The 22,320-nt window shown below is 71.2% G+C and carries 13 protein-coding genes; 3 read left to right on the forward strand and 10 right to left on the reverse strand.

Translation table 11 applies throughout. From position 1 onward, the window contains the following. Window positions 1–3: 3 nt before the first annotated feature. The 7 genes from GXY85_02465 to GXY85_02495 all read right to left on the reverse strand — a co-directional run bounded on the left by GXY85_02465 (window position 4) and on the right by GXY85_02495 (window position 8,342). Window positions 4–1,155 (reverse strand): hypothetical protein, encoded by a 1,152-nt coding sequence (locus GXY85_02465; GenBank protein NLW49691.1) that lies wholly within the window; start codon window positions 1,153–1,155, stop codon window positions 4–6. 146 nt (window positions 1,156–1,301) lie between these two features. Further along, complete coding sequence (locus tag GXY85_02470; GenBank protein ID NLW49692.1) at window positions 1,302–2,123, reverse strand: sugar phosphate isomerase/epimerase; 822 nt, start codon at window positions 2,121–2,123, stop codon at window positions 1,302–1,304. Between the two features lie 19 nt (window positions 2,124–2,142). Then, the gene (locus GXY85_02475) at window positions 2,143–2,676 is read right to left on the reverse strand and encodes a hypothetical protein (GenBank protein ID NLW49693.1); all 534 of its coding nucleotides are present in this window, start codon (window positions 2,674–2,676) and stop codon (window positions 2,143–2,145) included. A 13-nt stretch (window positions 2,677–2,689) separates the two neighbouring features. After that, window positions 2,690–4,024 (reverse strand): anaerobic sulfatase maturase, encoded by a 1,335-nt coding sequence (locus GXY85_02480; GenBank protein NLW49694.1) that lies wholly within the window; start codon window positions 4,022–4,024, stop codon window positions 2,690–2,692. Between the two features lie 66 nt (window positions 4,025–4,090). Next, the gene (locus tag GXY85_02485; GenBank protein ID NLW49695.1) at window positions 4,091–7,063 is read right to left on the reverse strand and encodes a hypothetical protein; all 2,973 of its coding nucleotides are present in this window, start codon (window positions 7,061–7,063) and stop codon (window positions 4,091–4,093) included. Between the two features lie 44 nt (window positions 7,064–7,107). Further along, window positions 7,108–7,881, reverse strand: a complete 774-nt coding sequence (locus GXY85_02490; protein NLW49696.1) for a hypothetical protein — start codon at window positions 7,879–7,881, stop codon at window positions 7,108–7,110. Window positions 7,882–7,916: 35 nt separating this feature from the next. Further along, the gene (locus GXY85_02495; protein ID NLW49697.1) at window positions 7,917–8,342 is read right to left on the reverse strand and encodes a DUF1844 domain-containing protein; all 426 of its coding nucleotides are present in this window, start codon (window positions 8,340–8,342) and stop codon (window positions 7,917–7,919) included. Between the two features lie 299 nt (window positions 8,343–8,641). Here GXY85_02495 and GXY85_02500 point away from each other — a divergent pair, with 299 nt between their 5' ends. Both GXY85_02500 and GXY85_02505 read left to right on the forward strand, forming a co-directional pair. Then, window positions 8,642–11,254 carry a S1 RNA-binding domain-containing protein gene (locus GXY85_02500; GenBank protein NLW49698.1) on the forward strand — a complete coding sequence of 871 codons (2,613 nt, stop codon included), beginning with the start codon at window positions 8,642–8,644 and terminating at the stop codon, window positions 11,252–11,254. Between the two features lie 96 nt (window positions 11,255–11,350). Continuing rightward, window positions 11,351–17,218, forward strand: a complete 5,868-nt coding sequence (locus GXY85_02505; GenBank protein NLW49699.1) for a hypothetical protein — start codon at window positions 11,351–11,353, stop codon at window positions 17,216–17,218. 60 nt (window positions 17,219–17,278) lie between these two features. Here GXY85_02505 and groL read toward each other — a convergent pair whose 3' ends face one another. Together groL and GXY85_02515 are read right to left on the reverse strand one after the other, a co-directional pair. Continuing rightward, window positions 17,279–18,895 (reverse strand): chaperonin GroEL, encoded by a 1,617-nt coding sequence (groL, locus tag GXY85_02510; GenBank protein ID NLW49700.1) that lies wholly within the window; start codon window positions 18,893–18,895, stop codon window positions 17,279–17,281. A 16-nt stretch (window positions 18,896–18,911) separates the two neighbouring features. Beyond that, complete coding sequence (locus tag GXY85_02515) at window positions 18,912–19,202, reverse strand: co-chaperone GroES (protein NLW49701.1); 291 nt, start codon at window positions 19,200–19,202, stop codon at window positions 18,912–18,914. Window positions 19,203–19,523: 321 nt separating this feature from the next. Here GXY85_02515 and GXY85_02520 point away from each other — a divergent pair, with 321 nt between their 5' ends. Then, window positions 19,524–21,578, forward strand: a complete 2,055-nt coding sequence (locus tag GXY85_02520) for a serine/threonine protein kinase (GenBank protein NLW49702.1) — start codon at window positions 19,524–19,526, stop codon at window positions 21,576–21,578. Here the strand turns inward: GXY85_02520 and GXY85_02525 are convergent. Then, entirely contained in the window at window positions 21,572–21,862 is a 291-nt protein-coding gene (locus GXY85_02525; GenBank protein ID NLW49703.1) for a hypothetical protein, read from the reverse strand. The genes GXY85_02520 and GXY85_02525 overlap by 7 nt on opposite strands. Between the last annotated feature and the right edge of the window lie 458 nt (window positions 21,863–22,320).

A 22,320-nucleotide genomic window follows, 5' to 3' on the forward strand; every position in this document is an offset into this window, starting at 1 on the left:
CTCCTATTCGACGATGGTCGGGGCCGGCGCGAACGCCCAGTTCAGGTACTGATCGCGCACGTCGCCGGTCGCGGCGTCGCCGGCGTGGATCAGTATCCGATGGCGGAACGTCAGGTTCGCGCCGGCGGGGATCACGTGCGTGCCGTCATGGCCCTGGCCCTCGAAGAAGGACAGGCCGAACGGATTGGACGTCATCAGTCCGTAGTCGCGCACGTGCCAGTAGGTCGGGTGGCGGAAGTTCGACGGGTGGTCGAACAGGGCGATGCCGACGGTGTGGCCGTCCACGACGCCGGAGTAGTCGCACCAGGCGGCGCGCTTGCCCCAGGTCTCGGCCTCTGTGACGGCGCCGTGAGCGTTCCGGATGCGGCCGCCGCGGCGGCCCTCCATGGACTGCGCGACGCGCACGGAGAGGACGCCGCCCTCCTTGGTGTCGCCCAGGCGCACGTCGTCGTCGCCGGCATAGAGCGTCACGTCCACGTCCAGCAGGCGGAAGCTGGGCGGCACGTTGTAGAAGCGGAACTCGACGCGGTCCTGCATGAGCGGCGTTCCGTGGGCGTCCTGCCAGTCGCTCAGGGCGACGACGCGGCCGAAGACGGGGCCGCTCTCGACGGCGTCGAAGTAGCGGTGCACGACGCGTCCGTGCCCCTCTTGCTCGCTCCAGTTGTCGGACCCGTTCACGTCGCCCCAGGCGACCCAGAGCGAGCGATGGTGGATGTGGTCGGTGGAGTCGTCCGGCAGGGCCTCCTGGGGGTAGGCGCGCGTGACGCCCGCGCCGAACGGCCCGCGGAGCGGATAGAGGCAGGGGTGCGCGGCGTCGCCGCCGTAGAGGTAGCGGGTGAACAACTTGCCGCCGATCTCGATGCGCAGGGCGTCGTCGCCATCGGGCTTGACCTTCACGCCGGGGCCCGCAGGTCGGGCGTCGCCGGGCTCCAGGGCGTACTCCGCGTGCTGGCCGGGCGCCAGGGAGTCCACGATCCAGTGGATGCGGGTGCCGCCGGGCGTGGACTCGGCCTGATAGGGAACGGGGGCGCCGCGCGCTGCGTCGATCAACACGCAGCCTTCGAGTTCGCGGAGCGAGCGGTTGACGGCGGCGGTCACCGGGCAGAAGCGGACATTGCGCGGCGTGCCTTCGAGGGCGATCTTCAGTTCCTGCATGGCGGCTCCATCCTCAGTCTCCGGGCCGGGTCGGCTGGTCTGACACAAGTCCTCCACTGCCTCCCGTCCCGCCCTCCCCGGGCAGCGCCGGGCGTCCCGCCCGGTGTCGTTGCCGGCACGACCGTGCAGGGCATGCAGTGGCCATCTCAGCCCTTCGGCAGAAGGTGCTCGTTCAGATACCGCAGGCTCTCGCGGGCGATGGTGTTCGGGTCGGGCGAGAAGTCGATCGGCTCCACCGAGACCCATCCGTCATAGGCGACCTCCCGCAGCGCGGCCCCGATCGAGGCGAAGTCCGTCTTGCCGAACCCCGGCGCCATGGTGCTCGCATCGTTCGCATGGAAGTGTTCCATGCGGTCGGCGTGGCGGCGGATGATGTCGGGGATCGGTTCGTCGTCGTCGCTCATGCCCTTCACGTCGAGCATCATGCGGAAGCCCGGATGGTCGACGGCGTCCACGAGTCGCCGCGCCTCGGCGGCGGTGTTGATGAAGTTCGTCTCGACCGGGCCGAGGGCCTCGATGCACAGGCAGACGCCGCATTCGACCGCGCGGGGGGCCAGTTCTCCGAAGACGCGGACGGCGTTGTCCCACACCTCGCGGTAGGTCTGGCCCGGCAGGACGTTGCGCTGGCGGGGCGATCCGAACACGAGCGTGCGTCCCCCGATGTCGCCGCAGAATGCGATCAGGGCATCCAGATACCGGACCGTCCGGCCCCGCACGGCGCGGTCGTGGCTGTTCAGGTGCAGGCCCTTGGGGCTGGCCAGGAGCCAGTGCAGGCCCACGATCTCCACGCCCGCGTCTGCGGCCGCCCGCCGCAGTTCCTCTCGCCGTCCGGCGTCGACGTCTTCGATGGAATCGGCCACGGTGAACGGCGCGATCTCCACCCCTTCATAGCCCACGTCGGCTGCGAACCGGCAGACCTCGGCGAAGGACAGGTCCTTGAACATCTCGTTGCAGATGGCGAACTTCACGTCGTCCTCCCGGCGGGCTCTACTCCTGGGGGGTTCTTGCGTTGTCGGCCCCGGCGGCCAGCTCCTCTTCCAGCATTCGCAGGAACGGTCCGAACAGCAGGCGGTTGTGCTCGTTCAACTCCGACAGGCGTTCATGCAGTTCCCTGACCTTCTGCAGCCTCTCGTACTCCGTCTTCGGGAAGTGCAGGAAGTCGATCTGGCGCAGTTCGGCGCCCTCGGGCAGGTCCACCCGTTCCTGGTGGAGGGAGACCATGGGCAGCAGGCCGATGCGGCAGAGCTGGCGGGCGAGCATCTCGTCGGCGTTCAGCACGACCACCGTCCGGCCCTGGCCCCGGACGCGGGCCGTGGCCGCCTCGGCGATGACGCCCAGGAACGTGCTGTCCATGCCCTTGCAGCAGGCCAGGTCGAACGTTACGGAGTTGCACCCGGCCCGAAACATGGCGCCGATGAAGTCGGGAATGCCCAGGCTGTTCGCCTGCGTGGCGAATCCGAGTGGTTTCAGGTAGACGGTGCGTTCGATCACCGCAACCTCGATGTGGTCTTTCTCGGCCAACCTCGTCTCTCCCTCAGCGTCGGTTCGGGGCGGCGCACCGGCCGCCCGGCGGAGCGGTCTCGGGCCGGGCCCGTCCGCAGCAGTGTTTGAACTTCAGGCCGCTGCCGCAGGGGCAGAGGGCGTTGCGGCCGGGCGCACGTCCGTGCGGGCGTGCCGGCGGGCGCGTGGCGGCCGCGCGCGGAGGCGGCGGCGCAGCGACCTCCTGTGCGATCCGGTTCAGAAACGCGTGCAGGTGCGGCCCCGGCGGACCGTCCTTGAGACGGCGGAACTCGGCGAACACGTGCGCGAAGAGCCGCCGGTTTGCTTCGCACAGGTAGGGTCTGTCCGTGTCGGAGAGCCCGAGCTTCCGGCGGTGCCGGTAGCAGCCGGCATGGCAGACGGCCAGCCATTCGCACTCGGTGCAGGCCGGCGGCACCGACTCGGCGCCCCGCACGAAGTCCCGGAACGGCCGGCCCTGCAGCATCCTCTCCAGCGTCTGCGTCCGCACGTTGCCCATCCGGAAGCGGGGCTCGACGAAGAAGTCGCACGGGTAGACGTCCCCGTTCCACTCGATGGTCAGCAGGTTCGAGCAGTCGGGACGGTACTCGCAGCACTCCGGAGGCAGCCCGAAGAACTGGTGCAGCCAGTTGTCGATCCGCCGCACGTAGTAGGACGAATCGTCGTTGGCCACCCAGGCATCGAAGATCCTGAGCATGAACTCGGCGTATTCGGCCGCGGTGATCGACTGCTCGGAGGTCGCCCCGGGGGCCCCTGCCGGCTCGGTGCAGGGAATGAACTGGCTGTAGTGCAGGTCGTGCGCGCGCAGGAACTCGAAGACCCGCTCGGGTGCGTGCACGTTGGCCCGGCTGATGACGACCAGCACGTTGAACTCGACGCCGTGCGTCCGCAGGCGCTCGAGCGCGCCCATGGCGGTCCTGTACCCGGGGCGGCCGTCCGCGAAGCGGCGCTGGGCGTTCAGGTCCTCGGGGCCGTCGATGCTCAGACCGACCAGGAAGCGGTTCTCCGCCAGGAAGCGACACCATTCGTCGTCGAGGACGACGCCGTTGGTCTGGAGGCTGTTGCCGAAGCAGTCGCCCGGGCGTGCGTGGTCGGCCTGGATCCGGACGGCCCGGCGGAAGAAATCCAGCCCCATCAGTGTGGGCTCGCCGCCCTGCCAGCCGACCTTCACCTCGCACGGGTCCAGGGCCAGGTACTGCTCGCAGACCGCCTCGAACACCTCCGGGGCCATGCGATGCCCCTGCGCGGCCGGGTAGAGGGCGCCCACGTGACGGTAATAGCAGTAGCCGCACGCCATGTTGCAGTCGGCGCTGACGGGCTTGATCAACATGCCGAGGTTCGGCTTCTTCATCTGTGCTCCGGCGGCCGTCGTCGGACGGGGAACCGCCGGCCATTATAGCAGCCCCGAGGGGATGCGTCACCGGAAGCCCCCGGCGCGCTGCTCCAGCCAGCCCCCGGGGCTGGCCAGCGCGATGCCGGTGCGGACAATCAGGGCGCCCAGGGCCAGGCAGCCGCCGATCCGGGCGCCCGACCAGGTGCCCGGCGGGTGCCCGTGTGCAAGGAGACCCAGGGCCACGAGGGCCGCCAGGGCTCCCACGAACCAGACGGCGTAGACGGCGCTGCGCGCGAAGAGCACTCGATGGCGCGCCACCGCGTGCAGCAGCAGCGAGAGCCCGGCCGCCGCGGCCAGCAGAAGGGCGACGATCCCGGCGTTGCCCCGCTCGCTCAGAGCCAGCTCGAGCCTGGCCACCTGCAGGGCGCCCAGGCCGCCCACATCCGATGCGATTCGGCCCAGTCCGGAGGCGATACCCGCAGACGCGGCCCGTCCTTCCAGCATGCCGTGCAGCACGGCCAGCCCGCCGGCCAAGGTCAGGAGCAGCCCCAGGGTGCCCAATGCCTGCCCGGCCGCCCGGCTGACCGCGGCGGCGGGCGATTGGTCCGGTTCGTCCAGGCCGCCCTCGCGCCGCACCGCCCGCCAGCGGACCAGCAGGGCCAGGGCGGCCAGGCCGAGGATCAGGGCGAGGGCGCCCGCCACGCCGAGGGCGGCGATGCGACCCGGCATCGCGGGGCGCGGCAGCGCCCGGGCCTGGCGCACCAGGTCGGCCCCCAAGGGGGTCAGAAGGCCCAGCCACAGCACGGCCACCAGGGGATAGACGGCCGGCCGGCCGTTCCGCGCCTCCTCGTGGACCATCAGCAGCGCGTAGGCGGCTGCGCCGACAGCGATCGCGAAGCGCCCCTGGGTGCCCGCCCTGCGCCCGATCCGCCATGCCAGGCCGGCGGCGCCCTGCGCCCAACCGCGCGCCAGCCGGGTCCACTCGAACAGGATGCCCTCGGCCTGCGGATGCAGGTCGATCAGCACGGCGAGCGTCAGACCCACGGCCGACAGGACCACGCCCGCGATGACCAGGAACCGCAGATGGGCGCTGGCCCAGCCGGGGCGGTGCGGCCATGCCGGGCCGGCCGCACGTGCGCCCGCCCGGGCCGAACGCAGTGCGGACGGCGCGGCCTGCCAGAACCGGGCGACCATGGCGCTCAGAAGCAGCATGGCGGCCAGGCGGGCCGGGAAGCGGGAGGCGAGGACGCGACCGGCCGTGGTCGCCCATTCCGCTGCCGGCGGGGCGGTGAACAGGCCGCCCGCGCAGGTCAGGGCGAACGCCGTGGCCGCCGTCAGCGCCGCACACCAGGCCGCCGCGACCGCCCGGAGCGCCCAGCGCACGCCGCTGCGGGCCAGGACGTGCACGAGCACCGCGCCCGCAGCGGCGACTCCCGCCAGAAGCCGCACAGCGGGTACGGACAGGGCCGCGTCGGCCGCGCGGCCGACGGCCGTCCAGGCGCCCGGCGCGCTGCCCAGCGTCGCGAGGTCATTCAGGAAGGAGGCGCCGACGGCCAGAACCGTGCGTACGCCGGCAACCGCCTCCGGACGGCCCAGCCACAGCGCCAGGGCGGCTGCAAGCCACAGCCCGGCCAGGAGGCCGCCGGCCGTGGTCAGTAGCGCGACGTCGTCCTGAAGGGCGCGCGCGGGATGCACGGCGCGGCTCTGCCGCCGCGCCACGAGCGCGCCGAAGAACGCATGGGCGAACCCGACCACGACGATGCACCAGAGAAGGGCGGCGGCCAGGTCCCATGCCTCCGTCCGGCCCACGTTCATGCCGGCGCCCAGGTCGAAGAGCCGGCGCAGGCTGCAGGCGGCGGCCATGGCGGCGCCCGCGATCGGCAGCAGCGCCCACCGGCCCGTCCAGGAGCCGTACCGCGTGGCCAGCCGGGCGACGGCCAGGGCCGCGGCCACGCCGCCGGCGATCAGCAGGGAATCGAGGCCCGCCGTCCATCCGTGGCTGTGCAGGCCGAGGGCCAGAAGGACCAGGCCCACGGCGGCCACCAGTTGCCAGGCGAATGCCGTCGACTGAAGGGCATCCGCTCCGGCGGGCCCGCGGCGCCTCCAGGCGGACGTCAGGCCGGCCGTCAGCAGGACGCCGTAGGCCGGCGCGCACCAGGCGGCGGCCGCCGCCCAGAGACTCACCGACGCGCGCTGCACGCCTTCGTTGCGGATCATCAGAAACGTCGTGAACGCGACCGCAGCCAGCAGGATGAGCAGCCAGGCCACGCTCAGGGGCGTCCTCCAGCGGCTCCGGCGGACACCGAGCAGCCGCCGCGAGGTGGCCAGGCCGGCGCCGACGACGGCGCAGGCCGCCAGCGCCACCGCGTAGTCGGCCTTCGTCCAGAGCGCCAGGGATTCGCGCGCGGCGGCCGGTGCCGTGGTCTGCCCCATGCGCAGAACCGCCAGGGGGACAAAGGCCGCCGCGGCCGCCGCGGCCGTCCGATACGCCCAGCCGCGGTCCCGCAGGAACTCCACGAACACGACGCAGCCCCCCAGCCCGAGCAGGCCGAAGGCCAGCGCTTCCGGGAGCATCGACGCCGGAGGCGCGCCGTGGATGAACTCGTCGATCGCATGGAGCAGGGTGCCCAGGACGGTCAGCGCGGCAACGGCGAGGCCCGCGACCCCCGCGAAGCGACGGCACAGTCGGGCGGCAGGCACGCCGGCGGCGGCCAGGCCGCAGAGGACCAGCAGCACCACGGCCGCGTCGAAGGCCAGCAGGGGGCCGCGCCAGTCCACGCGCAGCACGCCCTGGAGGGCGGTGGCCGTCAGCGCGGCCAGCGCGAGCGCCAGCGCGGGCATGCCGGACCAGAGAAGGAGGGCGTGCGCCAGTGGGGCGCTCCGGCAGACGGCCGGCGGGCGCTGCGGGGGCAGGGTCTGAGCGACGGTGTCGCGGCCGGACAGGGGGGTGTCTTCCTCGCCCGGGGTGCCCTCCAACTGCAGAGGCAGGCCCTGCCAGGCGTCGGAGCCGTCCGCCTGGGACTCGGCGTGCGCATGGCTCTGCGGTTCGTCAGGCATCGGCGGATGCTCCTGCAGCGAAGCGGCCCCCGGGGCGCGCGCCGTCAGTCCGTGCCGTCGGCCCGGTGGCGCAGCAGCCGGATCTTGTCCCGGAGCCGGGCGGCCATCTCGTAGTTCTCCCGGCTGATGGCGATCTCCTGTTCGACGCGAAGGCTGTGGAGCAGTTCTTCGTCGTTGAGGGGCACGTTGTGCTTCTCCCGGAGGCTCCGCCTCAGGTCGACCAGTATCTGGCGCTCGGTGCTCTCTCCCAGTTTGTCGTGCATGTCATACTCGGCGTAGAACGCCTCGATGTCCCGCACGCCTCGGCTCAGGGCGTCCAGCGCCAGGCGGACGTCGCCCTCCTGGAGGTGGAGGAGCATCTCCGAGCGGGAGCGCTCCAGGAGCAGATTCGGCCGGTATCGGTCGTAGTTGGACACCGCGCTGGCGTCCCGGCACTCGTTGCGTACGAGCCTGAGGATGCGCAGGTTGTGGACGGCGTCGGCGAGCGAGCGCCGGTAATCGCCCAGCAGGAACAGGGCGCGTCCCCGGCGGTAGTAGTCGAACATCTCCTCGGCCAGTTCCTCGACCAGTCTGCGGCCGAGGGCGGAGTCGGCGGAGGGGAACCGCCGGTGCGACACCAGATGGCTGCAGTAGTCGAGCATGGACGGGAAGCTATGGGCCGGCCGGCCGTCGGGCCGCCCCTCGGTCTCCCACTGAATCAGTCCGCAGCGGATTCGGAGCTGGACCTTGATCGTGCCGTCGACCCCGGGCACCTTGCGCACGTTGTTGGCGTCTTCGGAGTCGTACGGCCAGTCGCCGATCACCATGGACAGGTCCATCGGGTGCTCCGTGGGCACCCCGCCCGTCCCGGCCCTCAGGGGGTCGCCGGGTCTTCAGGGGCGGGCCGGTTCTGCTCGGTTCCCTGCGCGGCCCGTACGTAGCGCATGCGCAGGTCGGTCAGGATGGTCTGCACGTAGGCGCCTTCCTCGGGGGTCAGGTTGCCCTCCATCTTCTGCTTGAGCATCGCAATGGTGTCCACCATGTAGGCGGCCTCGTCGATGTCCTCCTCCTTCTGCCCGGTCGCGGGATTCTCCATCTCGCCCAGCAGCACGAGCGTCTGGCCGTAGAGCCCGGCCATGAAGAGCTGGATGCTGGGTTCGGGCAGGTGCGGGTGCGGCCGCGTACCGCCGGTGCCGGCGGAATCCTGTGTGCGTGCCCGGGCCTTGTCCTCGGCGACGGCCTTCTTCCAGTCCTCGTCCACCTTCACCTTCGGTCGGTCGTTCTTCTCTTGTTCCTGCATGGCCGTGCGCGCCTCGACGCTCAGGTTCTGCGGGACAGGCTTCCCGGACTCCTCCTTCAATAGCAGAGCGCTTTCGAATGGAGATTTCAAGCGAGTGAGCGGCGGGCCGCGGCCGGTGCGCGTTGGTTTTGACACGGAGCCGCACTTCCCATTGACAAGGTGAGGGGCAACGTCTAAAATTACGAGGAGACTTGCTGAAGAGGCATCCCGCTCCGTGCGGGTGCACACGGCCGCAATCCTCCCCCTGTCGCCGTTCATCTTCTTCCCAGGGGCAATAGCAGAAGACGAAGCTGTCGCCAATGCCTGAGAAGGCCCTCAAGTCCGTCGCGGCCAGGTATCACCTGACCGCCGAGCAAGCCAACGAGATACTGCGCCTGCTGGACGCGGGCTTCAGCATCCCGTACGTCATGCGGTACCACAAGGAGCTGGCCGGTTCGCTGGAGGCCGACGGCTTTCACGAACTGATGGAAGAGCGCCGCCGACTCGAGAAGCTGGACTCGCGCCGGCGAAAGGTGCTCAAGAAGCTCCAGGAGCGGGAGATCCTCACCGACGAGCTGGAGGAGAAGATATCCCGCGCCGCCGACATGCGGGAGCTGATCGACCACTACGTGCCCTACCGGCCGCGCAAGCGCTCGCACTCGCGCCAGGCCCTCGCCCAGGGGCTGCAGGACATCGCCGCGAAGGTCCTCTCGCAGGAGGAGTTCGTTGCGGACATGAAGGCGGCCGCCGAGCCCTATGTCGATGCCGAGAAGGGGCTCGCCGATGAGGCCGCCGTTCTGGAGGGCGTCTTCCACATCGTCAGCGACTGGGTGGCCGAGGAGCGCAGCCACCGCAACCGCCAGCGCGAGGTCTTCCGGCAGGAGGCCGAGATCGTCGTGCGGCGCGTGTCGCGCTCTCTGCCCGGCCGCATGGCGCGCGAGTTCAAGCAGTACTTCGACTACCGCCAGAAGGTCGCCCGGCTGCACCCGTACCACATGTTGTCGATCCTGCGCGGCAAGCGCATGAAGGCGCTGCAGTACCGCTTCGAGCCGCCGCTGGAGCCCATGATCCGGGCGGCCGCCGAGCTGTACTTCCCCGGCGGCGTTGCGCAGTGGGAGCAGATCCGCGCCGAGATGGGCGCGAACCTCCCCGGCCCCGACGGCCGGGCCCTGCAGGGGCTGAACGGCCCCGAGTTCCTGGCGGCCTGCATCAACTACAGCCTCGGCAACATCCTGACGGACATCGCCGCCCGCGAGCTGGACAAGGACCTCTGCAAGCAGGCCGAGGAACTGGCCCTCGACGTCATCCGGCGCAACGTCACGAACCTGCTGATGGCCAAGCCCGTGCGGTGCCGGATGATCGGCATCCACCCCGGCTACCGGAGCGGGTGCAACCTGGCCGTCGTGGACGAGGCGGGCGAGTTGCTGGAGACGACGACCGTCTACCCCCATCCGCCCCAGAACCAGCCCGAAGAGGCCAAGCGCGTCCTTGTGCAACTGGTCGAGACGCACCGGGTCGAGATGGTGGCCATCGGCGACGGAACGGGTGCGCAGGAGACCGAGGCGCTGGTCGCGGAACTGATCGCCGGCCCGCTGCCCGACCTGCGCTACACGGTCGTCTCGGAAGTCGGGGTGGAGGCCTACGCGCGCAGCCGTTCGGCCAAGAACGAACTGGCCGAAGTCGCCCCGGACGAACGCTACGCCGTCGCCCTGTGCCGGCGCCTGCAGGATCCCCTCTCGGAACTGGTCAAGGTCAACCCGCGCGAACTCTGCCCGGCGCCCTACGCCGAGGATGTGAACGGCGGCGCCCTGAAGAAGCTGCTGGACCGCGTCCTGGAGGAGTGCGTCTGCCGCGTGGGCGTGGAGGTCAACACCGCCCACTTCAGTCTGCTGCGCTATGTCAGCGGTCTGGGGCCGGAGAAGGCCCTGGAGGTCGTCGAGTACCGCGACCGCTACGGCGCGCTGAAGAACCGCCGGCAACTGCGCGAGGTGCCCAAGATCGACCAGGCCGCCTATGACCAGGCCGCGGGGTTCCTGCGCGTTCAGGATTCGGACTGCCCTCTGGACCGCACGCGCATCCACACGCGGTTCTACCCGGTGGCCGAGGAGATATGCCGGCAATTGGAGATCGCCGTGGCCGACCTGGGCGATCCGGACGTGCGCGCGAAGGTCAAGGAGCGGGCCTCGGAGATCAAACTCGCCGACCTGGAGAAGCAGTTCGGCGTGCACTACCTGCTTCTGAAGGACATCATCACGGAACTGGCCGAGCCCTGGCCCGACCCGCGGGCGGACGGGCAGGGGCCCCTGCTGCGCCGCCGCCGGCCCACGCTGGAGGACCTGGAGGCCGACGAGTGGGTCAGCGGCACCGTGCGCAACATCGTCGACTTCGGCGTGTTCGTCGACATCGGCGTGGGCGAGGACGGGCTTGTGCACATCAGCGAGCTGTCCGACTCCTACGTCCAGAGCCCGTATGACGTCGTCTCCGTCGGCGACGTCGTGCAGGTTCGCGTGGTGCGCGTGGAACTCGACAAGAAGCGGATCGCGCTCTCCATGCGGTCCGAGAGCGCGCGCCGCGAGCGGCCCCGTCGCGAGCCTCGCCAGCGGCGCGAACGGGAGTCCGATCGCTCCGAACCCCGGCCGGTTCGCGAGGTGCCCGTCGGGCCTCTGGCCGGCGGCATCCGCACCCCGCGAAGCACTCTGGGCGTCCACAGCCGACGCGTCGAGAAGGCGTCGCTGAACGACGGCCCGGGCAAGGGCCAGGCGGCGGTCGCCAGGAAGCCGGTTCCGTCGGACGAGCAGCCGCCCGCCCCCAGGCCCGCGGCCCCGGGCGAACAGGAGCAGAAGGTCGCCGGGGAGCCCGCCCCCGACGTTCAGAGCCTGCTCGGCCGCCTGGGCCTCGGCTCCATCGAGCGGCGCGGGAAGCAGAGCGACTGAGACCGGGCCGCGCCCGCCCTTTGCCCCCCCTCCGGGGCCGTGCTATAGTACCTGCAACAAGTCCGGGAACTCCGTGTACCCTGCCCGGGAGACGCTATGGCACGCGCCGTTCTCCTTGCGTTCTTCGTGTTGGCGTTCGTCAGCGGGCCGGCCGCCGGTCAGGTGCTGGACGTGCATGACCGGACGTACGTCGTCGTCGGCCGTTGTGACCATCCCACCTACAGCGCGCGGCTTGCGCTCGGCCCCTTGCCGGGCCGGGAGTCGGTGGACGGGCTCTCAGTGCTGTTCGGAGCCGACGAGGCCGGGCGCGGCTATCGGTTCGAGGCCGACCGCACCGGGTGGGCGCTGCACTGCCTGACGGCCGCCGGGCCGCGCGAACTGGCCGCCGGCTCGCGCTCGCCCCTTCCGCAGGCAGGGCCCCTCACGCTGCTCATCAAGCGCCGTGCCTGGCTGGTCACCGTGGCCGCCGACGGCCATGTGCTGGCGGAAGTGGCGGACGCCGACCGCCTCGCCGGCGACATCCTCGCCGTCGACCCCGCCCTGTGTGCGCCCGCCGGGGAGCCGGTGCTCCAGGCCGTCGCCGCTCTGCGGTTTGCGGACACGTTCATGCGCCCCCAGGACGAGATGAGCCTGGGGCAGTGGACGGCCCAGTGCGGCCTCTGGCAGTTGCACTCGGTTCGCGACGATCCCGAGAGCACCCGGGCCGCAGGAGAAGGCAAGGAACCCCAGAACGAGCGGAGCGCCAATCCGTTCTGCATCAGCGGCAGCGCCGACGGTGTGGGAGTCCTGACCACGGGGTACTGGTTCTGGGACGACTTCGACCTGACCGCCGCGCTGCGGAACGAAGGCGCGGACGCCGCCGGCCTGGCCTTCGACGTGCGCGGTCCGGACGACATGTTCGTGCTCCGGTGGGACGGCGTGCGCGAGACCACGGGGCCGACGCCGATCCGGCTGCTGCGCGTGAAGGGAGGCGAGACCCGCGAGCTGGCTTGCGCGTGGGTCAACGGCCGGCGGGAGCAGTGGTACCGCCTGGCCGTGCGCACCTGCGGCCGTCGCATCCGTGCGTACCTGGACGACGCCCCCATCCTGGACCTCCGGTCCGACGAGTGCATTGGCGGCCTCATCGGGCTCTACGTGCAGGGCGGAGACGCGGACAACGCGGCCGTCTTCGACGACGTGCACGTGCGCAGCGTGACCGCCTACGACTTTGATGACCCGGTGTGGCTGGAGCGGCACACGACCTCGCGAGAAGGCCGGTGGGACGTGCGCGAGGCGGCCCGACCGGCGCGGCCGGCCAACTGGGCAGCCGTCCTGCGCGACCGCGACGGGCGGATGACCATGGGGCACGCCGGATGGCCCGACGCCCGGGTGAGCGCCTCGGTCTCCATGCCCGCCCCGGGGCAGACCATCGGCTTCGACCTCGGCCTGAACGATGCCGGCGTCGCAGCCGTCCGGATCGCGCTCTCGTGCGACGCGGACGGGCCGCACCTGACCGTCTTCACGATGGACGGCACCCCGCCGGTGTCGGCGGCGGCCTGTCGAGACCTGCCCGTGACCGACGGCGGCACGCTGGCCCTCGCCGCCGACCTGACCCGGCCCGGCGAACTGAACGTGTATGTCGAGGGCCGGCTCTGCCTGCACGTGCCCCGGGAGACCCCGGGAGCCGGCGGCGTCAGGGTATTCGCCGAGGGCTTCCCCGAGGCGACCTTCCGGGACCTCCGGGTCGCGTTCGAGCGCGAGGAGGACCAGGAGCGCCTGCCGCAGGCCGAGATATTCCGCGACGACCCCTTCATGAAGCACTGGTCGAGCCCGGAGGGGGCGTGGTGGCCCGTCGAGGGGCGCGGCGACGCCTGGTGGCACGTGGGCGACTTCTACGGGCGTTCGGAGATCGAACTGCCCATGGGTGGGCGGGCGTCCGTGATCCACTGCGCGACGGAGATCGCCCAGGCGTCCGGCTACTGCCTGGCCCAGAAGCGGGCCGAGGGCGGCCGCGTCCGGCTCACGCTGCTGCGGCTCGGCGACGGGGTGGCGGCCGTCACGCTGGAGCCGGCCCAGGTCGAGGCCGGGCGGCTCGTCGTCTGCCGGGAGGCTCCGTATCTGTGGGTGACCGTTGGGGGACGCGAGGTGCTGACGTTCCGTGACCCCGACCCGCTCCCGGGGCGCAAGGTGGCGCTGACCGGCGTGTCCAAAGACCAGCTTGCCGGCCTGAACCTGAGACGCTTCCAGGTCAAGGACTACTACTTCGAGGAGGCGCCGGCCGACTGGATCCGCGTCGGCGACTGGCGCATCACCACCCGGTTCACGTGCGATCCGCGCTGGTCGTTCATGACGGCACTGGCCACACAGAACGCGGCCCTGCACAACAAGTACGTCTACAGCGGCGACGTGACCATCGAGGCCCACATGGGGCCTCGCATGGCGACGCGGCAGATGGGCAGCCGCTACTGGCGCGTGGGCGACTACAACCTGGCCCTCTGCGCCGAGCCCGGGCGCCTGGACAGCGGCTACAACTTCATCGTGGCCGGCTGGGACCCCGCCTGGAGCGACAGCGTGACCTACATGCTCAAGGGCTCCGAATGCCTGGCCCGGACGACCGAACGCCTTCTGCCGAACGTGCGCCGGGAGGATACGCAGCAGCGCGTGCTGCCCGTGCCGTGGATCAGCAGCGGCCGTCCCATCCACGGGGCGTGGTACTACATCAAGGCGCGCAAGCAGGGCGGGGAACTGGCCTCGTACGTCGACAACCATCCCGCCTGCACGTTTGTCGACCCGGAGCCGATCGACCGCTTCGCGCCGGCCGTGTGGACCTACGATGCCACGATCGTCGTCGCGCGCGTGAAGATATCCTATGAAACCCGCGAAGTGCCCGGCCGGCTGGTGCCCGCCCCCGAGGAGATGCGCGTGCCGGAGACCGGGCCCCGTGTGCCGGCGCCGCTGATCGTCTCCCGGACGCACCCCGGCTTCTTCGACGATTTCGAGGGCGGCCCCCGCGGTTGGCACACCTACGAGGGGCAGCAGAGCGCCGTGCCGGAGATCGTCGACGATGTTGGCTCCCCGGGCCGGCGGTTCCTGCGTGTGACCAACACGGGCGGCGGCGGCCTGTTCGAGGCCATCGCTCCCCTCGGCGATGCCCGTATCCGTCCCGCCGACGTGCACACGGTGAGCTTCCGCTACCGGATTCCCCCCGAGGTCCGCGTGAACCTCTACTTCAAGCAGGGGGACCAGTACTACTACGTCCACATGACCGGCCCGGACGAGGAGAGCGCCTTCTACCGGCGGCTCGGCCGGATCGCCGTCGAGGCGGACGATCGGTGGCACGAGGCCCGGTTCCCTCTGGGCAGCGCCTATCGGGGCGCCGACGGCCCGGCGGACGGAAGGCTCGAGAACGCCGTCTTCGGGAATCTGCATCGCGGGCTGCTGCAGGCCGGCATCGGGGGCAACGGCCCCGGCCTCGCCTACGGCATCGATGACTTCCGGGTCACCTCCAAAGGTCCGGCCGACTTCGGGGCCGAGTGTCGCTCCGCCGACGTGCCCGAAGGGGCCGTCGTCGGCACGATCGACCGGCACCCGCTCACGATACCGGGTGCGGAGGGTCCGCTCCGCCGCGATTCGCTCGACGGCGGGGAGTGGTTCTGCCACGCACGGGTGCGGCGGGCGGACGGCACGGTGAGCGGGGTCGCCCACCTGCCGTTCTTCGTCGCCGCCGAGCCCCTGGCCCTTGCCGCCGCCGAACCGGCCGAAGGGGCCGCCTGGGGGCTCGGGCCCATCGCCCTCCGGATGAACTCGCACGCCGCCCCGTTCCTCGACCCGACGACGCTGAGCCTCGAGGTCGACGGGCAGGCGATCGAGCTTCGGGACGGCCTGTTCGAGGTCGACTGGCCCGCGGCCCGGCTGCGGATCGACCTGGCCGGGACGGGGCTCGTCTTCGAAGACGGGCAGGAGGTGGCGCTGGCGGTCACGTACAAGGACACCGCCGGCCGGAGCGGGTCCTTCGCGACGTCCCTGACGGCCTCTCGGGACGCCGACGTGAACCCGCCGACGCCGGTCGTGCTCGACGGCTACCTGCCGGGCGAGGACTTCGAGACCGGTCGCGTCGCCTGGGAGGGCAGCCGCGACACCGCCCTGCTGCTGGACGCGTCCACCGCCGCATCGGGCCGCCGCAGTCTGAAGGTGCAGAACCTGCGATGGGGGAGCGCGTTCACCGCCTTCGCCCGCCGGGGTCGGCTGAATGCCGGCGCTTACCCCCTGCTGGAGTTCGACTGCAGGGCGGCGCCGGGCGTGCAGTTCGATCTGACGATGCCGACCGTGCGCGGCAATGCAACCGTCGGCATCTCGGACGGTGCGAGGCACGGGACGTTCCTCGGCAACGTGAGCGGTTTCGAGGCCGACGACACCTGGCGCCGGTGCGAGTTCAACCTGCTGGAGGGGCTCAAGAAGCTGCCGTATGCGATGGGCGTCTTCGAACAGCGCTGGGTGGCCCTGGGCGACTTCGGCTACCGCGCCAACTCCCTGGGGGCGTCCTACAACATCGACAACTTCCGGTTCGTGCCCCTGGTGACCGGGTGCGGGGAGGTGACGCTGCGCTGGCACGCCCACGACGTCGGCGGCGTCGCCGGATACAGCTACAGGATGTCGGCCGCGCCGGACGACAGTCCGGACGACGAGATCGACACGGTCGAGGGCGGCGCCACCTTCACGGATCTGCCGGTCCCGGACGCGTATCTGCACGTGAAGGCCCGCGACCGGGCCGGCAACTGGGGGCCCGTCCGTTCATTCCGCTTCCGCGTCGACGGCACCCCGCCCGTCTTCGCGCGCACCAGCCCCGGGCCCGACGTCCGCTCGGCGTCCTCGCGGATCTCGGTTGCCGTGGAGGACAAGGGCTCGGCCGTCGACCCGGACACGCTGATCCTCAAGGTGAACGGGCGCTCCTATCGGCCGCACAGCCCGGGCGTCGACTACGACCTGCAGACCGGGCAGATGGTCTGGGACTGGGTGGTGGGCCGGCCGCAGGATGAGCGGCACATCCCGGACGGGACGACCATGCAACTGGAGGTGAGCGCTGCGGACTTCGCGGGCAATCCCATGGACACCCACCGGTGGCAGTGGGTCATGGATCACTCGCTGGACGGGGTCCCGCCCACGAGGCCCGCCCTGGCGAGCGCAACGGGGCTCTGGGTCCCCCAGGCCGACTTCGAGGAGGGGATCGGCCAGTGGCAGGTGAAGCCGGGGGGACGGGGCTTTGCCCTGAAGCGGGTCCAGCACGACGCAGCCATCGGCGGGCACTGCCTGGAGATCGCCGCCAGCCAGGACAATGCCGCGCTGAACCTCTCGGCGTGGCGCGGAGAGCATGATCTGACCGGTCACGCGCTCCTGTGTTTCGATCTGTGCATGGCGACGCCCGTGGCGGCGGACATGCACGTGCAGGTCAATGCCGCCTGGTACACGGTCACGATGACGGGCCCACGGCCGGCGTTTCAGGTGATCGGGTCCGTGCCCGGTTCGCTCGCGGACGGGCAGTGGCACCATGTCTGCGTGGACCTTCTGGAGATGGTCCGCAAGGTCGCCCCGGAGGCGTCGGCCTACCGGCTGACGGCCGTCGACTTCCGCGACGATATCCGCGGAGCCAACAACCGGAACGCCCGGATGCTCGTCGACAACCTGGCGTTCGCCGCCTATGGCGATCCGCAGGCGGAGTTCACCTGGCAGTCCGAGGACATCACGGGCGTGGAGGGCTACTCGGTCGTCGTGGACCGGCAGATGCACACCATCCCGCCGAGGGAGGTCACCGCCACGGAGGAGGCCGGGGGCTATCGGCTCGAGGAGCCCGGCACGCACTGGGTCCACGTCATCGCCCACGACGGCAACGGCAACTGGAGCCCTGCCGGTCACATGCCGTATCACGTGCGTGCACGCGCGGAGGCCGACGCGGCACCCGTCACGGAGCCTGCTGCGGAGGCGCCCTGAAAGGACGAGGCCCCGCGGCAGGCCACGGGGCCTCGGATACGCCGAACCGACTCAGTCCGCTCAATAGTCCGGCATGGGCGGAGCGGCCGGCTTCTTCTTCTCGGGGATCTCACTGACGATGGCGTCCGTCGTCAGCAGCACGGAGGCCACGCTGGCGCCGTTCTGCAAGGCCGTGCGCACGACCTTGGTGGGATCGATCACGCCGCGCTCGACCAGGTCGCAGTACTCGGCCTTGGAGGCGTCGTAGCCCCAGCTTTCCTTCTTGCCCTGCAGCACCTTGTCCAGGACGATCGCGCCGTCCAGGCCGGCGTTCTCGGCGATCTGCATGAGCGGCCGGCGCACGGCCCTTCGGATGATGTCGACGCCCACGGCCTCGTCGCCGGATGCCTCGACGTTGTCCAGGACCTTGGCGGCCCGCACGAGCGCGACGCCGCCGCCGGGCACGATGCCTTCCTCGACGGCCGCGCGGGTGGCGTGCACGGCGTCTTCGACGCGGTGCTGCTTCTCCTTCATCTCCACCTCGGTGGCCGCGCCGACGTTGATCTGGGCCACGCCGCCGGCCAGCTTGGCCAGGCGCTCTTCCAGCTTCTCACGGTCGTAGTCGCTGGTGGTGGTCTCGATCTCCTTCTTGACCTGGTTGATTCGGCCCTGCACGTCCTCGGTGGAGCCGGCGCCCTGGATGATGGTCGTGTTGTCATGCGTGATGACCACCTTCTTGGCGCGGCCGAGGTCGGCCAGGCCGACGGACTTCAGCTCCAGGCCCAGCTCCTCGCTGATGACCTGGCCGCCGACCAGCACGGCGATGTCCTGCATCATGGCCTTGCGGCGGTCGCCGAACCCGGGGGCCTTGACCGCACAGCAGGGCAGCAGCCCGCGCAGCTTGTTCAGCACCAGGGTGGCCAGCGCCTCGCTCTCGACGTCCTCGGCGACGATCAGCAGCGGACGGTGCGAGCTGACCACCTGCTCCAGCAGGGGCACGAGGTCCTGCACGCTGGTGATCTTCTCCTGGTGGACCAGGATCTGGCAGTCCTCCAGGACGCACTCCATGTTCTCGCGGTCCGTGACGAAATGCGGGCTCAGGTAGCCGCGGTCGAACTGCATCCCCTCGACGAGGTCGACCGTCGTCTCCAGGGTCTTGCCCTCTTCGACGGTGATGACGCCGTCCTTGCCGACCTTCTCCATGGCCTCGGCGATCTGGTTGCCGATCTCGGGGTCGTTGTTGGCGGCGATCGCCCCCACGAACGCGATCTCCTCCTTGCCCTTCACGGGGCGCGACATCTTCTTGAGGCGTTCGACCATCGCGGCCACGCCCCTGTCGACCCCGCGCCTCAGGGCCATCGCGTCGGCCCCGGCGGCGATGTTCTTCAGGGCCTCCTCGAAGACGGCCTCGGCCAGGATGGTGGCCGTCGTGGTGCCGTCGCCCGCGTCCTCGCTCGTCTTGGCCGCGGCCTGCTTGACCAGCTCGGCCCCGATGTTCTCCACGTTGTCGGGCAGTTCGACTTCCTTGGCGACGGCCACGCCGTCCTTGGTCACCGTCGGGGCGCCGAAGCTCTTCTCGATCACGACGTTGCGTCCGCGCGGACCCAGCGTGGTCTTCACGGCGCGCGCCAACTGCGTGACGCCGCGCCGCATGGCCTCGCGGGCCTCTGCGTCAAATGCGATCTTCTTGGCGGCCATCTTGCCGGTCCCTCCTCTATTCTACGATCGCCAGGATCTCGTCCTCGGACATCAGGATGTACTCATCGCCCTCCACGGTGACTTCCGTGCCGGCGAAGGACCCGAACAGCACCACGTCGCCCTTCTTGACCTGGCAGGCGACCTTCTCGCCCGAATCCAGCTGCTTGCCCTCGCCGACCGCAACCACCTTGCCCTTCTTCGGCTTCTCCTTGGCCGTGTCCGGCAGGACGATCCCGCCGGCCGTCTTCTCCTCGGCCTCCAGCCTCTTGATGAGAACCCGGTCTCCGAGGGGCCTGATCCTGGCCATTGCTCATACCTCCGTGTTGGACGTGTTGCGCTTCCCCGATGGGAACCCTGGAACTGCCCCCGTACACTGGGAGGGGCCGCCCCGAGATTCGCAAACCTCGTGCCGATGCACGGAGCGGCCCGACGGAAGCCGCCATTCTACCCGTTTTCCCCGGCAGATACAGGGACGATGGACCCGAGCGGCCCGCGACGCCCCAGGCGGCGGCCGAACCCGACTGCAGATTTGGCCGGAACCTGCCAGACTGGCAGGCAGCGAGGCTGTCCCTGCCGGCATCCGCCCCCAGCCGTTGCCGCCGCGCAGGCTTTGGAGTAGACTCCGGACATGTCGAATCCCGCCCTCTACTGCACCCGGTGCGGCCGCCGATACCGGATCGGAGCGGTGCCCGTTGGGGCGCAACTCCACTGCTCGGCCTGCGGGGCCCGGCTGGCCGGCGACGACGAGCGCCCGCCCCTGCGGGACGCCGACCCCTTCCGGCGCCGCACGATCGCCGGCGCCCGCCTCCGCAAGCGGCTGGCCGTCCGGCCCACGCATTCCGTCTACCGCGCCGACTACCGTCCGCTGCGGACGACCGCGCGCGTGGAGGTGTTCACCGCCGAGTTCGCCGCGCGCCATGCATCCTGCCTGGAGGACCACTTCCGGGCGGCCGCCGCCACGCGCGGGCTCCGCAGCACCCGCGTGGCGAGCGTCCTGGACATCGGCCGGCGCTCGGACTGCTGGTTCATCATCCAGGAGTGGACGCCGTCGGACCTGCGCGCGCTGATCGACGAGAAGGCTCCCCTGTCGGTCAACCGCGTGATCGAGGTCCTGGAGGGCGTGCTGACCGGCCTGGCGGCCGTGGACCAGGCCGGCCTCGTCCACGGGAACGTGACCCCGGAGGGCATCCTGCTGGCGGTGGACGGCTCGCCCGTGCTCGATCACCTGTCGGCGCCGGCACGGCCCGAGGACCTGGACCGCCTGACGCTCGGCCCCGCCGGGCGGCCGTCGGGCCGCGTCTTCTACATGGCTCCCGAGACGGCCGGCGGCCGCCCGGGCGACGTGCGCTCGGACCTCTACTCGCTGGGGGCCGTGGCGTTCGAGATGCTCACCGGCCGGCCGCCGTACGCCGGCCGCACGGCCGCCGAGGTGGCCGCCGCACACCGGGCCGGCCCCGCGCCCGACGCGCTGGTCCTGCGCCCGGATGTCCCCGAGGCCGTCGCCGCGTTCGTGCACCGCTTGATGGCCCGCGACCCGGCCGAGCGTCCGGCGACGCCCGCACAGGCCCTCGAAGAACTCCGGAAGCTCGCCGTGGACCTCAGTCGACGGCGGCGGATCGTGCCCGTCGCGGGGGCCCTCACGCCGTCCGAACGCACGCGCAGCGCCGTGCGCTGGACGGTCGCCTGGACGCTGGTCACCCTGCTGCTGTTCGCACTGGCCATCGTGCCGGGCACGCTGATGTGCCGCCGGCGCGGGCGCGTCGCGCCCCGGCGGATGGCGCACGGGACGGGCCGGGTGCTCCTGACGGTCGGGCGCGGGGACACCGAACTGCCGCCCGGCGATGCGGAGGCCGTCCTGCAGCTCATGCGCCATGCGCTTGCGTATTTCCCGGCTCTCGAGGGCGTCGACCCGGGCGCTGTGCAGGAGGTGGCGGGTGACGGCCGCACGCCGGAGGACGCCGCCCGGGCGCTCGATGCGGAGTACGTCCTCACGGCGCACCCGGCCGCGGGGCTCGGCCGGCGGCGCTGGATGGTGGTGCTGCAACGCCCGGCAGGGGAGCCGTGGATGGCGTGGAGGGAGACGGCCGTCGAGGACGGCGCGCCGGACGGCTGGGCGTCCCTCGAACGGGCGGTCGGGGAGGTCCTGGCCGATGCGGCCGCACGGCGGAATCCCGATGCGCCCGCGCCGACGCCGGCCGTCACGGAAGCCGACGCCGAGGGTTGGCGTCGCCTCGGGGCGGCCCTCGAAGCCGAACGCGCCGGCCGGTGGGCGGACGCGGCGGACCATGCGGACGCGGCCGCGCGCCGGGCGGCACGGCCGGGCCCGTTCGCCCTGCTGGCGGCCTTCTACCGGGCCGCGGCGGCCGCCGGAGAGACGGGGCGGTTCGCGCCCCTCCCCGAACCGGCCCGCCACGACCTGCCGCCGCATCTGGCCGCACTGGCCGACGTCCTGGACGCGGTGGCCGGCGACGATGAAGCGGCGACCGAGCAGGCCTTCGCCGATTACCTGGCGGGGTTCCCCCGGTCGGCGCGCGGATACTGGCTGCTCGGGCTCTGGCGTCTGAAGGCCCAGGGGCGGGCCGAAGAGGCGCTCGTCGCGTTCCGGCACGCGCTCGCCCTGGACCCGGGCTACGCGCCCCCCGCGCAGGGGAGCGAGGAGGCGCTGCAGGCGGGCGGTCAGTAGTCGACGACGTCCTGCAGGCGCGAGATGCTCAGCACATCGGCACGCATCAGGTAGACCACCCTGCGATTGGCGCGCACGCCGTTCTTCTTCGCCTCGAGCACGTAGAACTCGTTGGTGCTCTGGGAGTCCTCGCAGGCGTGCACGTCGGCGTTGTGCAGCACGAGGCTGTCGCGCGCGACCCCGTGCAGAGTCCCCAGGTAGACGTAGCGCCCCTTGACGTCCACGACGACCTCCTCGCCGATCAGGGCCCCGAGCCCTGCATCCTCGGAATGCACCTCGTCCATGCGCCGCGCAAGCCTCCGCTGAAGTGTCGCCGACCATTTCAGCAGGGCGGGCCGTGCGTGTCAAGAACGCCGGCAACCACGAAGGCGACGACATCTACCGCAGAGGGCGCCGAGGGCGCAGAGAACGGCCTGCCAATCACGAACGGCACGTGGAGGGCGCAAGCCCTGGAGGGACCTGCTCCGTCAGGTCCGCTGTTCCTCCCCCGGAGGTGGCATGCTGAGGCGCCGCTCCGGGCGCCGAAGCACCTCGCCGTTCCCGCACCCACCCTTACCCGTTTTCCACCCAGGACGGCAGAAGAACGGCGGTCTCACGCAAAGACGCCAAGACGCCAAGAACGGACTACAGCTCGAACCGACATTGCCCCCAGTGGGCCCTGGAGGGGCGTGCTTCGTCACGCCCGCTTTTCCGCTGCCCCCCGCTGCTGTCATGCTGAGGCGCCTCGGCTGCGGGCGCCGAA

The organism is Candidatus Brocadiaceae bacterium (assembly GCA_012728835.1).
Taxonomy (GTDB): domain Bacteria; phylum Planctomycetota; class Brocadiia; order SM23-32; family SM23-32; genus JAAYEJ01.